Raw genomic sequence first — 14,817 nt, forward strand, 5'->3', positions numbered from 1 at the left:
AGCAGCCGGGCTGCACTCAGTGCAGCGCCAGCAGCACCCCGGCGGTAGCGGCGATTTTTTCCAGCAGCGCCTCGTCGTAAGGCAGCCACGGCACGGCGGCCAGCTTGTTCCCCTTCGCGACCACCTCGGCCGCCACCTCGGCGCCGTCCAGCGTGACCCTGCCGGTGGTCAAGTGGATGGCGTGCCTGCCCACCAGCAGGTGACGGGGCTCGAGCGCCATGCGCCCTGTTTCGATCTGCTGCGCAAACACCTGACGCAGCACGATGCGCCGCATGCCCGCCATCGGCCCCGGGGGCAAGTTGGCCAGGTAAGACAAGCGCTCTTCGCGCTGCACGCTTTGCTCCTCTTCCACCAGCGCCAACGCGCTGGCGCTGACCAGCAGATCCACCGCGCGGCACGCTTCCGAATAGGCCACAGGCGCCAGCGGCATCATCTGCGCGGGCGCCAGCCCGTTGGACGTGCAGGCGCCGCCCGCGCCTGGATAGACGCGTCCCTCGAGGCGCAGCAATACGCGCCAGGCGCCGAACCCGCGCGACAAGCCTTCATCGTCGTCCAGCCGCCAGCCTTCGCGGCGGGCCAGTCCCAGCAAGGTAGGCAGCGACAGCTGGTAACCGGAAAATGGGGCGCTGCCGTCGCCGGGCGGTGCATATATTTCACGATACACCTGGCGCAGCGGCTGGCGCACGCGCCGCTGTGCGACCAGCGCCTGCCAGGCGGCGCGCTGCTCTCCGCTGCCGTGCAGGGGATGCCACAGGCCGATTTCGCCTTCGCCCTGCAGCGGCACATCCGCCGGCTGCCCCCATGCATCGATGGCTCCCTCGCCATCGAGCATGAAAGCCTGGCCGTCACCCGTGCGCCAGACCAGCGCACGCGCCACCGTATCGATATCGGCATCGTCGCGCAAGGCGCGCCATTGATCCAGCCCCAGACGCACATCGCTGGCATAGCCCGCTTCCAGGCGGCGCGCCAGCATGGCCTGGCGCCGCTTGCCCATGGGGCCGGGCATGCCGATCCGCCAGGCGATATCGGGCCGTTCGGCCAGCGCCCGTTCGGCCGGTTTCAGATTGCGGTCCAGCTTCTTGCGGATGCCCGCATGGCGCACCTGCGCCAGCGCCGTGCGCAGGGCCAGCAAGCTTTCCGGCGTGGGGATGGTTTCCACCGCATGGCCCAGCGCCATCGCCAACGACTGCGACGGCGCGCTCTTGGCCGTGCCGGGCGCGACGCATACCAAGGGCAGCAAGACGGTGATCACGGGCCTGAACCATGCATCATCGCGATAGGCGGCGACCCGCGCGGCGCGCGCCAGCACTTGAGAGTCTGCCGTGGCAAAGGCGGCATCGGCCGCATACGGCACGCCGCCGTCATGGATGGCGGCGATATGGCGTGCCGCCTGTTCCAGTATCGTGCACGCAAATTCGACATACGCCGCATCGTCGGCCAGCACGACGGCGGGATCGGCCTCGCCGATACTGTCGCGGCTCCAGTGGCCGCTGTAGCGCGAGCCGGCCAGCGCCAACAGGGACGCTTGCGCCAGCTGCGGCAGCAATTCCAATTCATGCAAGGTCAATGGCATCGGATAAAGGGCGTGACGCTCCTCCATTGCCTGCGCAAATTGCGCAGGGGCGTCGCCGCCAGCAAGGCGCGCCAGCAGGTAGGCCTGGTAGGGGCACTCGGCCCAGCCCGAGGTTTTGCCGAGAATGCGCCGCGCCTGCCCCGCCGTGCCTGCCGGTGCCTCGCCCTGCAGGCAGGCCAGGCAGCCGATGACATACTCCCATTCCCGGTTGTAATCGCCGGCCGCGTCCAGCGCATCGAGGAACATGTCGCCTGCCAGCGCCGGTGCCAGGTTCATGCTGGTCGCTTGTGCCAATAGCGCCGTCGCCAGCTCGCGCCGCGCCGTATCGTCATGGCCGAAGCGCGCCGCGCGATGCAACGCCCCCCAGATGGCGCCCAGTTCTTCCGGTGTCCAGTCGTTGAAATCGACGGGCGGCCCCGTGAATCGCGCATACTCGACAAAGCCGCCTTCGAGGCGTACGCGCAGGGCTGCGGCACGCGTGTTCTCAGATGGCATCATCGGCCTCGTAGCGGCGCAAGCCTTCCAGGTCCAGCACGCGGATGCCGCCGTAATCGAGACGCAGCAAGCCTTTTTTTTCCAGCACCTGCAAGGCCTGGTTGGCGCGCTGGCGCGAAGATCCCGACAGCAGGCCGATTTCCTCCTGCGACAGCTGCACCAGCGTCTCCACGCCAGGGTACAAATGCGAGTTGAACATCGACGCCAGGCAGCGCGCCACGCGCGTGTTCAGGTCCAGCAAGCGTTCGTTTTCCACCATGCCGATGAACTGCCCCAGGCGCTCGTTGAGCTGCATCAGCAGGAAGCGCGTGAACGGCAAGCTCGTTTCCAGCAGCCAGTGGAAGGTGGCGCCGGGCAGGCGCGCCACGCGCGTGTCGCGCAGGGCCATGGTGTCGTATTTGCGGATTTCATTCTTCAGCAATGAACCTTCGCCGAACCAGCTGCCGGGCGGCACGCCGATAAAGGTCATGGCCTTGCCGGAGGCGGAAAAATTATTCATCTTGACCATGCCGCTGATGACGCCGATCCAGTTGTCCACCGGCTCGCCCTTGCGGCAGACAAAGCCGCCTTTCGGCACGAAAGTCTCGAACACATCCGCCTCGACCCGGGCCATTTGCACGGGATCGAGCAGCTGTGCCCAGTTGGCCGCGCGCACGGCATCCTTGAGACTGATATCAGGGTAGGTCATTGTGCGATGCACCATCGAAAAGTGGGTAAATGTCCCCGAAAAGACAACTTGGCAAACTAACGCAAGCTACTATCATTGCACAAACGCCTTACACATAAAAAACACAGAGCGCCATCCAACGAGGTGGGGCCTGAGACAAGCAACAGGGAGACACTGGTGCAAACGAATACCACAGCAACAATGCCGACTTTTCCGCGGCGCTTATTGCAACACGGGACCGTACGATCCGACAAGCCCGCCTTTCGCGAAAAACACCTGGGCATCTGGCAAACCTGGACCTGGCGCGAGGTCAACGACGAGGTGCGCGCGCTGGCCTGCGGCCTGGCCGCCATCGGCTTCCAGCGTGGCATGAACCTGGCCATCATCGGCGACAACCGTCCCCGCCTGTACTGGGCCATGCTGGCTGCGCAAAGCCTCGGCGGCGTGCCCGTGCCACTGTACCAGGACGCGCCGGCCGCCGACATGGCCTATGTGCTGCAGGATGCGGAAATCCGCTACGCCATCGTCGAAGACCAGGAGCAGGTCGACAAGCTGCTCGAACTCAAGGCCCTGTATCCGCACGTCGCCCACATCGCCTATGACGATGAACGGGGCATGCGCCATTACCGCCAGCCGGAACTGATGTCGTTTGCCGCACTGCAGACGCTGGGCCGCGCGTACGACCGCGAACACCCGGGCTTTTTCGACGCCGCCGTGGCAGCGGGCCAGGGCAGCGACTCCGCCGTGATCCTGTACACCTCGGGCACCACGGGCAAGCCGAAGGGCGTGTGCCAGAGCCACACGGCGCTGCTGGCCGCAGGCGTTGGCGGCGTCGCCTTCGACCAGCTCACCGACGAGGAAGACATCCTGTCCTACCTGCCCATGGCGTGGGTCGGCGACTGCCTGTTCTCGCTGGCGCAAGCCATGGTGGCCGGCTTCACCGTCAACTGCCCCGAATCGGGCGACACGGTGATGATCGACATGCGCGAAATCGGCCCCACCTGCTACTTTGCGCCGCCGCGCGTGTTCGAGAACATGCTCACCAGCGTGATGATACGCATGGAAGACGCCAGCAGCATCAAGCGCCACATGTTCAGCCATTTCATGGACGTGGCCAAGCGCTGCGGCGCGCAGATCTTGGATGGCAAGCCAGTCTCGCTGGCGGACCGCCTCAGCTACAAGCTGGGCGAGCTGCTCGTCTACGGCCCCCTGAAAAACGTGCTGGGACTGTCGCGCGTGCGCGTCGCCTACACGGCCGGCGCCGCCATCGGCCCCGACCTGTTCCGCTTCTACCGCTCCATCGGCGTCAACCTCAAGCAATTGTACGGTTCCACCGAAACCTGCGCCTATGTATGCCTGCAACCGGACGGCAATATCAAGTTCGACAGCGTCGGCTTGCCGGCGCCGGGCGTGGAAGTCAAGCTGGCGGCCAATGGCGAAGTGCTGGTGAAGTCGCCCGCCACCATGAGCGGCTACTTCAAGCGGCCCGACGCCACCGCCGAAGTGATCGACGACGACGGCTATTTCCATACGGGCGACGCGGGCGTCTTCGACGGCGAAGGCCACCTGAAGATCATCGACCGCGCGGCCGACGTCGGCAAGATGAATTGCGGTGCCATATTCGCGCCCAACTACATCGAAAACAAGCTCAAGTTCTTCCCCTTCATCAAGGAAGTGGTGGCCTTCGGCCATGCGCGCGACCAGGTGTGCGCCTTCATCAACATCGACATCGAAGCGGTGGGCAACTGGTCCGAACGGCGCGGCATCGCCTACTCCGGCTACACCGACCTGGCGGCGCGCGCCGAGACCTATGGCCTGATCCGCGACTGCATCGAGCAAGTAAACGCGGAACTGGCAGCCGACCCGCTGATGGACCGCACGCAGGTGCACCGCTTCCTGGTGCTGCACAAGGAACTCGACCCGGACGACGATGAGCTGACCCGCACGCGCAAGGTACGCCGCAAATTCATCGCCGAAAAGTACGCGGTGCTCATTTCCGCCCTGTATGAGGGCAAGGCAACGCAATACATCGAGACCCAGGTGAAATTCGAGGATGGCCGCCTTGGCTCAACCAGCGCCGACCTGCAGATCTGGGACAGCAAAACGTACCGGCCCCAGGGCCTGGCCACATGATGGAGCACAGCACGATGCAAATGAACGAACCCGACGCCCATTTCGGCACGGCCCGCAAGACGGGTCCCGTGATCCTCGACCTGAAGAACATCTCGCTGTCGTTCGGCGGCGTGAAAGCTCTGACCGACATCTCGTTCGACGTCAAACAGCATGAAATCCGCGCCATCATCGGCCCGAACGGCGCGGGCAAAAGCTCGATGCTCAACGTGATCAATGGCGTGTACCGCCCGCAGCAGGGAGAAATCATCTACCGGGGCGAACACCGGCGCGGCATGGACTGCTACCAGGCTGCCAAGTCCGGCATCGCGCGCACCTTCCAGAACATCGCCCTGTTCAAGGGCATGACGGTGCTGGATAACATCATGACGGGGCGCAACCTGAAGATGAAGTCGAATTTTCTGCTGCAAGCCCTGTACTGGGGCCCGGCGCGGCGCGAGGAAATCGAGCACCGCAAGAAGGCCGAGGAAATCATCGACTTCCTGGAAATCCAGGCCATACGCAAGACGCCCGTGGGGCGCCTGCCCTACGGCCTGCAAAAGCGGGTGGAGCTGGGCCGCGCACTGGTGGCCGAGCCCGAGATTTTACTGCTCGATGAACCGATGGCCGGCATGAACGTGGAAGAAAAGCAGGACATGTGCCGCTTCATCCTCGACGTCAACGACCAGCTGGGCACGACCATCGTGCTGATCGAGCATGACATGGGCGTGGTGATGGATATCTCCGACAGGGTCGTGGTGCTCGATTACGGCAAGAAGATCGGCGACGGCACGCCCGACGAGGTGCGCAGCAACCAGGATGTCATCAACGCCTATCTCGGCGTGGCGCACTAGACGAGGAATAGCAATGAATATCAATTTTTTCTTTGAAGTGCTGATCGGCGGCCTGCTGTCGGGCGTCATGTACGCGCTGGTGGCGATCGGCTTCGTGCTGATCTACAAGGCTTCGGGCGTATTCAATTTTGCCCAGGGAGCGATGGTGTTTTTCGCTGCCCTCACCTGCGTCGGCATCATGGACAAGTTCGGCCTGTCGCTGTGGCTGGCGATCCCGCTGACGATGCTCACCATGATCGTACTGGGCATGGCGATTGAAAGAGTGGTGTTGCGCCCGCTCGTCAACCAGCCCGAAATCACGCTGTTCATGGCCACCATCGGCCTGACCTTTTTCATCGAAGGCCTGGCACAGCTGATGTGGGGCTCGCAAGTGCACAAGCTGGACCTGCCCATCGAAGACGTGCCGATGCAGTTTTTGATGGACCGCTTCGACATCAACATCTCGCAGTTCGACCTGATGGCGGCCGGCATCTGCGCGCTGCTGGTGATTTGCCTGGCCTTGCTGTTCTCGAAAACCAAGGTGGGCCGCGCCCTGCGCGCCGTCGCCGACGACCATCAGGCGGCACTGGCGGTCGGCATCCCGCTGCAGCGCATCTGGGCTGTGGTGTGGGGCGTGGCGGGCCTGGTGGCCATGGTGGCCGGCTTGCTGTGGGGTGCGCGCAACGGCGTGCAATTCGCCCTCACCTTCATCGCCTTGAAAGCGCTGCCCGTGCTGATCCTCGGCGGCTTTACCTCGGTGCCGGGCGCCATCGTCGGTGGCCTGATCATCGGCGCGTCGGAAAAGCTGGCCGAAGTCTACCTCGGCCCCATGGTGGGCGGCGGCATCGAAGGCTGGTTCCCGTATGTGCTGGCCCTGCTGTTCCTGCTGGTGCGTCCGGAAGGCCTGTTCGGCGAGAAGATCATCCGGCGCATCTGACGCCGCACCGCCGCCGCATGATGCATACGACGCACCCATCACAAAGGACACGCCATGATTTACCGTGAAGCAGGACAATTCAAGACCAGCTACCAGGCTGACAACCAGATTTTCCCGATCCGACAAGACCGCCTGGCGCTGACGGCCACGCTCCTCGTCGCCGTCTTCCTCCTGCCGTATTTCGCCTCGCCCTACATGCTGTCGGCGATCCTGATCCCCTTCCTGATCTTCGCCCTGGCGGCGCTGGGCCTGAACATCCTGACCGGTTACGCGGGCCAGCTGTCGCTGGGCACGGCCGCCTTCATGGCCGTGGGCGCGTTCGCCTCGTATAACTTCATGGCCCGCCTGCCGGGATTGCCGCTGCTCGTGTCGTTCATCCTCGGCGGCCTGTGCGCGGCCATGGTGGGCATTGCCTTCGGCCTGCCCTCCCTGCGCATCCGCGGCTTTTACCTGGCCGCCTCCACCCTGGCGACGCAGTTTTTTGTCGTCTGGTGCCTGACCAAGATCCCGTACCTCACCAACTACAGCTCCTCGGGCGTCATCACGGTGCAGAAGATGACCATCCTCGGCTACCAGTTCGATACGCCGCAAAGCAAATACCTGCTGGTGCTGGCCATCGTGGCCGGCATGGCGCTGCTGGCCAAGAACATGATCCGATCGAACGTGGGCCGCTCCTGGATGGCCGTGCGCGACATGGACATGGCGGCCGAGGTGATCGGTTTCCGCCTGATGCGCACCAAGCTCCTGGCGTTTGCCGTCAGCTCGTTCTACTGCGGCGTGGCCGGCGCGCTGTATGCATACGCCTACCTGGGCACGGTGGAACCGGAAGCGTACAACCTGGACCTGTCCTTCCGCATCCTGTTCATGATCATCATCGGCGGCGTCGGTTCGATCCTCGGTTCCTTCCTCGGCGCGGCCTTCATCGTGCTGTTGCCCGTCTTCCTGAACACCATCGCGCATGGCCTGGCATTGCCGACCAGCGTGGCCTCGAACCTGGAACTGATGGTGTTCGGCGCGCTGATCATCTTCTTCCTGATCGTCGAGCCGCACGGCCTGGCCAGGCTGTGGCAGATCGCGAAGGAAAAGTTGAGACTCTGGCCCTTCCCCCATTAAGTTTTTGCAGTCGATGTCGGTTCACTTGAATACCAAATAAAACAAGAGGAGACACACAATGAAACACATCAAATCGCTCATGCTGGCCGCCGCCATCGCCAGTGCCGCACTCACCATGGCCGGCAGCGCGCAGGCGCAGGACAAGGAGCAGTACATCGCCCTGCCATCCTACCGCGTGGGTCCCTACGCGGCCGGCGGTTCCGGTTTCTACGGCGGCATCATCGACTACTTCAACCTGGTCAACCAGGCCGGCGGCGTCAACGGCGTGAAGATCAGCTGGGAAGAATGCGAAACCGAATACAACCCCTCGCGCGGCGTCGAATGCTATGAACGCCTGAAAACCAAGCAGGGCGGCGCCACCCTGGTCGAAACCCTGTCCACGGGCGTCGCCTACGGCATCCTGGACCGCGTGGCGCAAGACAAGATCCCCATGACGATGATCGGCTACGGCCGCTCGGACGCCGCCAACGGCAAGGTCTTCCCCTACGTATATCCGCTGATCTCCAGCTACTGGAGCCAGGCTGCCGCCATGATCAAGTACCTGGGTGACAAGGATGGCGGCATGGACAAGCTGAAAGGCAAAAAAATCGTCCACCTGTACCACGATTCGGCCTTCGGCAAGGAGCCGCTGCCCGTGCTCGAAGCGCTGTCGAAACAGTACGGCTTCGAACTGGTGAAAATTCCCGTCGCGCCGCCTGGCAGCGAACAGCAATCGCAATGGCTGCAAATCCGCCAGGCCAAGCCGGACCACGTGATCCTGTGGGGCTGGGGCGTCATGAACTCCGTGGCCATCAAGACGGCGCAGCGCAACGGCTTCCCGCGCGACAAAATGCTGGGCGTCTGGTGGGCCGGCTCCGAGGAAGACACGATTCCATCGGGCGACGCAGCCAAGGGCTACACGGCGATGACCTTCAATACGCCAGGTAACTACCCCGTGCTCGACGACATCCGCAAGAAACTCTACGCGTCCGGCAAGGGCAACCTGTCCGACCAGTCGCGCATCGGCTCCGTCTACCACATGCGCGGCGTGACGGCCGGCATCCTGTGGGTGGAAGCGATCCGCACGGCGCAGGAAAAATTCGGCAAGGGCAAACCGATCACGGGCGAACAGATGCGCTGGGGCCTGGAAAACCTGAACGTCGACGATGCGCGCCAAAAAGCAGTGGGCGCGCTGGGCATGTTCCCCACCGTGAAGACCAGCTGCGACGACCATGAAGGCTCGGGCGCCGTGAAGGTGCAGCAGTGGGATGGCAAGAAGTGGACCGCCATCACGCCGAAGTGGATCGTCGGCGACAAGGCCCTGGTGCGCAAGCTGGTCGAGGAATCCTCGAACAAGTACGCGGAAGAGAAAAAGATCACGCCGGCGTGCATGAAGTAATGCCGTAGGCGAGAGGAACCGCACCGGCCAACGCCGGTCCCGTGTTGAACATTTTAAAGAAGCAGCCATGACCCACACTGCCACGCAAGCCCCGACCCAGGCGGAAACGCCGCCGCCCTACCTGTCGGTGAACAATATCGAAGTCATCTACGACCACGTGATCCTGGTCCTGAAGGGCGTGTCGCTGCAAGTGCCGCAAGGCAAGATCGTGGCGCTGCTGGGCGCCAACGGCGCCGGCAAGTCGACCACCCTGAAAACCATCTCGACCCTGCTGCGCGGCGAACGGGGCGACGTCACCAAGGGCGAAGTCCAGTTCAAGGGCGAGCGCGTGGATCAATTGACGCCGAATGAACTGGTGAAGCGGGGCCTGTCGCAAGTGATGGAGGGACGCCACTGTTTCGGCCACCTCACCATCGAAGAAAACCTGCTGACGGGCGCCTACACGCGCAGCCTGTCGCGCGGCGAGCTGAAAGACGCGCTGGACAAGGTGTATCACTACTTTCCGCGCCTGAAAACGCGGCGCAGCAGCCAGGCCGGCTACACCTCGGGCGGCGAACAGCAGATGTGCGCCATCGGCCGCGCGCTGATGGCCAAGCCGTCGATGATTTTACTGGATGAGCCGTCGATGGGCATCGCGCCGCAGATCGTCGAAGAGATCTTCGGCATCGTCAAGGACCTGAACCACAAGGAAAACGTGTCTTTCCTGCTGGCCGAGCAGAACACCAACGTGGCGCTGCGCTACGCCGACTTCGGCTACATCCTGGAAAACGGACGGGTCGTGATGGAAGGACAAGCCCAGGAACTGGCCAGCAACGAAGACGTCAAAGAGTTTTATCTGGGCGTGTCCAGCGCCGGGCGCAAGAGCTTCCGTGACATGAAGTTCTACCGCCGCCGCAAGCGCTGGCTGGCCTGACATAGGGAGTCGCCGTCATGGACCTGGAATGGGCGAAGCAAGTGTGCTGCGGCTTTCCCGGCGCGACGCAAGACATCAAATGGAGCAACGTGCTGGCGTTTTGCGTCGGTGGCCGGATGTTCGCGCTGTGCGGCGCGGAAGCGCACAGCACGCGCGGCATGAGCTTCAAGGTCGATGCGGAACGCTTCCTGGAATTGACGGACCGCCCCGGTTTTCGCCCGGCGCCCTACCTGGCGCGGGCCAAATGGGTGCTGGTCGCCAGTCCCGACGCCCTCGACGACGACGAAATGGCCGCCCTGCTGCAGCGCTCATACAGCCTGATTGTTGCGGGGCTGACGAAAAAATGCAACGTGACATTGGAGAATCCGCAACATGACCGATACGCTCGACAGTCTGGAAGCACGCGCCCCCGAGGCGCGAGAACGCGAATTGATGGCCGGCCTGCCGCAGCTGATCGCGCGCGCACAACAGGCGCCGGGCTGGGCCCGCATCCTCGATGGCGTCAATGCAGCCGACATCACCAGCCGCGCCGCGCTGGCGCAGCTGCCCGTGACGCGCAAGTCCGACCTCAAGCAATTGCAGCACGCGCAACTGCCGTTCGGCGGCTTGAACACGACGCCGAAAAACGCCCTGTCGCGCGTGTTCGTCTCGCCCGGTCCCATCTTCGATCCCGAAGGCCGCGGCCCCGACTGGTGGCGCTTCGCGCGCCCCATGTATGCGGCCGGCGTGCGCGCCGGCGGCCTGCTGCAGAACTGTTTTTCGTACCACTTCACGCCGGCCGCCTTCATGGTCGAAGGCGGCGCCGCGCGCATCGGCTGCACCGTCATCCCGGCCGGCATCGGCCAGACGGAAATGCAGGTGCAGGCGATGGTCGACCTGAAGCCCGACACGTATATCGGCACGCCGTCATTCCTGAAACTGATCATCGAGAAGGCGCGCGAAATGGGCGCCGACATCAGCAGCGTCACCAAGGCCGTGATGGGCGCGGAAGCCTTGCCTGAATCCTTGCGCAGCTGGTTTGCCGCAAATGGCGTGCCGCACGTGTTTCAGACCTATGCCTCGGCCGACATCGGCAGCATCGCCTATGAAACGGCCAGCAATGGCAAGCTCAATCCCGGCATGGTCGTTGACGAAAACGTGCTGCTCGAAATCGTCCATCCGGGCAGCGGCATTCCCGTCGCGCCGGGCGAAGTAGGCGAAGTGGTCGTCACCGTCTTCAATGCCGACTACCCGCTGATCCGCTTCGCCACGGGAGACTTGTCCGCCGTGCTGACGAACGCGCCGGAGTCGCCGTGCGGCCGCACGAATACGCGCATCAAGGGCTGGATGGGGCGCGCGGATCAAACCACCAAGGTGCGCGCCATGTTCGTGCATCCGTCGCAGGTGCATGAAATTGCACGCCGCCACCCGCACATCAAAAAAGCACGGCTGGTGGTATCGGGGCGCATGGCCAACGACGAGATGACTTTACATTGCGAAGTCGACGATCCGCTCGACACCAGCGGCACCGAAGCCATCATCGGCTCGATCCGCGAACTGACCAAGCTGCGCGGCGACGTGGTGCTCGTGGCCGTGGGCAGCCTGGCGCAGGATGGGAAAATCATCGACGACATGCGCGATTACAAATAAGACCGATTTGCGGGATAATACCGGCATTGACCATCAGCCCCATTCATCGCCATGCAAGAGTCCATGCAAGAATTTCATCACAACCGTGCCCGTGACCTGATCAAGAACGCGGAACTGCTGTTCGACCAAGACGCCGTGCAGGCGTCGATCACGCGCATGGCCGATGTGCTCAACACGCGTTTCAACGCCGAGGATTCGAAAGAGTTCCCGCTGGTGCTGGGCGTGATGGGCGGCGCCGTCGTATTTACGGGCAACCTGCTGCCGCAACTGAGCTTTCCGCTCGAATTCGACTACATCCACGTGAGCCGCTACGGCGACGACGACAAGGGTGGCGAAGTGGTGTGGAAAGTCATCCCCCGCTCGAATGTAGCGGGCCGCACCGTCATCGTGCTCGACGATATTCTCGACGAAGGCGAAACCCTGGCACACGTCAAGCAGCGCCTGCTGGACATGGGCGCTTCGGAAGTGATCCTGGCCGTGTTTGCCGACAAGGCCATCGGCAAGAAAAAACCGGTTCAAGCCGACATCGTCGGCCTGGTGATCCCGAACCGCTTCGTCGTCGGCTTCGGCATGGATGCCTATGGCTACTGGCGCAACCTGCCAGGCTTGTGGGCCATCAAGCCTGAGGATTTGAAGCAGGAATAAGGATGGCTTGGATGACGCGGCATGCCGCGTCATCCGGCAGCAGCAGAGTTACAGCTTCAACCGCGCGCGCGCCGCATCATATTCGGCTTTCAGGCGCGCCACCATCTCTTCCACGCTCGGCACGTCATCCATCAAGCCCACGCCCTGCCCCGCGCCCCAGATGTCGCGCCAGGCCTTGGCGCTGCCCGAGCCGAAATTCATCGCGCTCTTGTCCGCTTCGGGCAAGGCTTCCGGATCGAGTCCGGCCGCTTCGATCGATTTTTTCAGGTAATTGCCGTGTACGCCCGTAAACAGGTTCGTGTAGACGATGTCCGCCGCGCTGGAATCGACGATGGCGTCGCGATAGCCGTCGCTGACGTTCGATTCCTTGGTCGCCAGCCAGCGCGAGCCGATGTAGGCAAAGTCGGCGCCCATCGCTTGCGCGGCCAGCACGGCGTCGCCCGTGGCGATGGAACCGGACAACGCCAGCGGGCCGTCGAAGAATTTGCGCACCTCGCCCACCAGCGCGAACGGCGACAGGGTGCCCGCGTGGCCACCGGCGCCGCTGGCGACCAGGATCAAGCCATCGACACCCGCTTCCAGTGCCTTTTTCGCGTGCCGGATCGAAATCACGTCATGCAGCACGATGCCGCCATAGCTGTGGATAGCATCGAGCATTTCCTTGGGCGGCGCGCGCAACGAGGAAATGATGATGGGGATCTGGTGTTTCACGCACACTTCCACGTCGTGCGCGAGGCGGTCGTTCGACTGGTGCACGATCTGGTTAACGGCGATCGGCCCGACTTTCTTGTCCGGGTTGGCGGCCTGGAAAGCGGCCAGCTCGGCCTGCAAGTCCGTGAGCCAGGTGTCGAGCAATTCAGCGGGACGCGCATTCAGGGCCGGGAAGGAACCGACGATACCGGCCTTGCACTGCGCCGCGACGAGGGCCGGGCCGCTGGCGATGAACATCGGCGAGGCGATAACGGGTAAGGAGAGGTTTTGCAACGCAACAGGCAATGCCATGGCGGACTCGCTGGAAAGTTGATCGGACGTAAAAAACACTGAACGTTGATTATAGTGCAGAAAAAGTACGATCGTGCTGAATTTATCGCACCGCCGCTTCAACCCTCGTTGAGCAAGTACTCACCCTCGACGCGCGCCGCTACGGCCCTCACCAGCTGGGACACGGCCCATTCGGCCAGCGCGGCCGCCTCCTGGCGCAGAAAGCGCCGGTTGGCTTCTTCGAAGATTGGCATGCCGCGCAGCAGGGCCGGTATCTCGGCGAGGGCGATGCGCTGGCGTTCCAGCAGCAGAAATTTCAGCAGCACCTTCACGGCGTTCTGCGCATTGCGCACGGGATCGGACGCCAGGTAATCGAGGCGCGAATACGCGCGCTGCAGGGCGCCGGCGGCATCCGTGAATGGCCGCCCGTGGCCGGGGATCACCACGCGCACGTCCAGGCTGGCGATCAGGTCCAGGGTGGCACGCGCTTCCAGAAAGCCGGAGCCGCCATCGAGTTCAGGAAAGATCACGCCGAAGCCGTTTTCCCACAGCGCGTCGGCGGAGATCAAGATGCCCTCCTGGCCGCAGTAAAAAATCAGCGAGTGCGGGTCGTGGCCCGGTGCGCCCAGCGCCTGCCAGGCCAAGTCGGCCAGGGTCAACGTGTCGCCGGGCGAGACGGTGGCGTCAAAGCCGAAGCGCGGGCACTGCTGGCCCGTGGCCTGGAAGCTGAGGGCATCGACATCCCAGGCGCGCACCTTGTCCGCTTCCGATACGGGAATGGCCGTATGGCAGCCGTATTCGGCTTGCAGCAGCGCGTTGCCGCCGCAATGGTCGGAGTGCAGGTGCGTATTGAACAAGCGGTCCAGCGGCCGGCCTGCCAGGCTGTGGCGCAGCAGGGCCAGGGTTTGCGGCGCATGCGTGACATAGCCGCTGTCGATCAGGGCCGTGTCGTCCCTGCCCTGGACCAGGATGTTATTCGACGACAGCCAGCCGCGTTCGAACACCTGAATGGAATCGGGGAACAGCGCTGGCGATCGCGGCATGGGCTTCCTCAGTAATCGGGCTCGAAGTCGAGCAGGGATTCGCGTCCAGGCAATTCGGCCAACACGGCGCGCTTGAAGTCGTCGTCGGCCTTGCTCCAGGCGATGATCTCGTCGAGCGTGCGCAGGCAGCCTTCGCACAAGCCGCTGCCGCGGTTCATCTTGCACAGGCTGACGCAGGGCGACGGTACCGGCGACGGCAAGGGGAGCGGAACGGCTGGCGGAGTATCGACCATCATGGAGCGGCATCGGTAAACGTGAAGGCTTTCATTATGCCGCGAAACCGCGCCGGCGAGTCGGCGGCATCGCCCTGCAATGACACTGTCAACATATTTTCCGATGAAAAAATAATCAAAAATATATCTTTTTAAAATTTATTTTATGCCCCGTCTCACTCTGCGGGAGCCCGTCCTACAGCGTGATCAGGCCAGATCCTGCTTGACTTGAGATATTTCAGAACTATAATACCATCCATACAGATGGCAATTGGATGCCACGTGGAGT

13 protein-coding genes and 1 pseudogene are annotated in these 14,817 nt (G+C 63.2%); 9 read left to right on the top strand and 5 right to left on the bottom strand.

Going from position 1 to position 14,817, the window contains the following annotated elements; genetic code table 11:
- Positions 1 to 16: 16 nt before the first annotated feature.
- Together O0879_RS21560 and O0879_RS21565 are read right to left on the bottom strand one after the other, a co-directional pair.
- Positions 17 to 2,071, bottom strand: a complete 2,055-nt coding sequence (locus O0879_RS21560; protein WP_289918655.1) for a DUF4132 domain-containing protein — start codon at positions 2,069 to 2,071, stop codon at positions 17 to 19.
- Positions 2,058 to 2,681 (bottom strand): Crp/Fnr family transcriptional regulator, encoded by a 624-nt coding sequence (locus O0879_RS21565; RefSeq protein WP_251349718.1) that lies wholly within the window; start codon positions 2,679 to 2,681, stop codon positions 2,058 to 2,060. Before O0879_RS21565 ends, O0879_RS21560 begins: the two co-directional genes overlap by 14 nt.
- 255 nt (positions 2,682 to 2,936) lie before the next feature.
- On the opposite strand from O0879_RS21565, the gene O0879_RS21570 reads away from it, so the two are divergent.
- The 9 genes and pseudogenes from O0879_RS21570 (at position 2,937) to O0879_RS21610 (ending at position 12,292) form a co-directional block, all read left to right on the top strand.
- Complete coding sequence (locus O0879_RS21570) at positions 2,937 to 4,868, top strand: AMP-binding protein (protein WP_289918657.1); 1,932 nt, start codon at positions 2,937 to 2,939, stop codon at positions 4,866 to 4,868.
- 14 nt (positions 4,869 to 4,882) lie between these two features.
- Positions 4,883 to 5,698: an ABC transporter ATP-binding protein gene (locus O0879_RS21575; protein WP_251349535.1), complete on the top strand. Its 816-nt coding sequence runs from the start codon at positions 4,883 to 4,885 to the stop codon at positions 5,696 to 5,698.
- A 19-nt stretch (positions 5,699 to 5,717) separates the two neighbouring features.
- The gene (locus O0879_RS21580) at positions 5,718 to 6,614 is read left to right on the top strand and encodes a branched-chain amino acid ABC transporter permease (RefSeq protein WP_198521486.1); all 897 of its coding nucleotides are present in this window, start codon (positions 5,718 to 5,720) and stop codon (positions 6,612 to 6,614) included.
- Positions 6,615 to 6,668: 54 nt separating this feature from the next.
- Positions 6,669 to 7,727 carry a branched-chain amino acid ABC transporter permease gene (locus O0879_RS21585; RefSeq protein ID WP_034752817.1) on the top strand — a complete coding sequence of 353 codons (1,059 nt, stop codon included), beginning with the start codon at positions 6,669 to 6,671 and terminating at the stop codon, positions 7,725 to 7,727.
- Between the two features lie 58 nt (positions 7,728 to 7,785).
- Positions 7,786 to 9,105, top strand: a complete 1,320-nt coding sequence (locus O0879_RS21590) for an ABC transporter substrate-binding protein (protein ID WP_099665905.1) — start codon at positions 7,786 to 7,788, stop codon at positions 9,103 to 9,105.
- A gap of 67 nt (positions 9,106 to 9,172) precedes the next feature.
- Complete coding sequence (locus tag O0879_RS21595; protein WP_289918659.1) at positions 9,173 to 10,018, top strand: ABC transporter ATP-binding protein; 846 nt, start codon at positions 9,173 to 9,175, stop codon at positions 10,016 to 10,018.
- 17 nt (positions 10,019 to 10,035) lie between these two features.
- Positions 10,036 to 10,278: pseudogene (locus O0879_RS21600) on the top strand (MmcQ/YjbR family DNA-binding protein); the annotation flags it as partial.
- A 112-nt stretch (positions 10,279 to 10,390) separates the two neighbouring features.
- Positions 10,391 to 11,647, top strand: a complete 1,257-nt coding sequence (locus O0879_RS21605) for an AMP-binding protein (RefSeq protein ID WP_289918660.1) — start codon at positions 10,391 to 10,393, stop codon at positions 11,645 to 11,647.
- A gap of 63 nt (positions 11,648 to 11,710) precedes the next feature.
- The gene (locus tag O0879_RS21610) at positions 11,711 to 12,292 is read left to right on the top strand and encodes a hypoxanthine-guanine phosphoribosyltransferase (RefSeq protein WP_099377742.1); all 582 of its coding nucleotides are present in this window, start codon (positions 11,711 to 11,713) and stop codon (positions 12,290 to 12,292) included.
- Between the two features lie 48 nt (positions 12,293 to 12,340).
- On the opposite strand, the gene O0879_RS21615 is transcribed toward O0879_RS21610, so the two are convergent.
- The 3 genes from O0879_RS21615 to O0879_RS21625 form a co-directional block, all read right to left on the bottom strand.
- Positions 12,341 to 13,294: a nitronate monooxygenase family protein gene (locus tag O0879_RS21615; RefSeq protein WP_099665909.1), complete on the bottom strand. Its 954-nt coding sequence runs from the start codon at positions 13,292 to 13,294 to the stop codon at positions 12,341 to 12,343.
- Between the two features lie 98 nt (positions 13,295 to 13,392).
- Positions 13,393 to 14,316 carry an MBL fold metallo-hydrolase gene (locus O0879_RS21620; protein WP_289918665.1) on the bottom strand — a complete coding sequence of 308 codons (924 nt, stop codon included), beginning with the start codon at positions 14,314 to 14,316 and terminating at the stop codon, positions 13,393 to 13,395.
- Between the two features lie 8 nt (positions 14,317 to 14,324).
- The gene (locus O0879_RS21625; RefSeq protein ID WP_354670195.1) at positions 14,325 to 14,552 is read right to left on the bottom strand and encodes a DUF1289 domain-containing protein; all 228 of its coding nucleotides are present in this window, start codon (positions 14,550 to 14,552) and stop codon (positions 14,325 to 14,327) included.
- Positions 14,553 to 14,817 lie beyond the last annotated feature (265 nt).

Source organism: Janthinobacterium sp. SUN120, assembly GCF_030397735.1.
Lineage (GTDB): Bacteria > Pseudomonadota > Gammaproteobacteria > Burkholderiales > Burkholderiaceae_D > Janthinobacterium > Janthinobacterium kumbetense.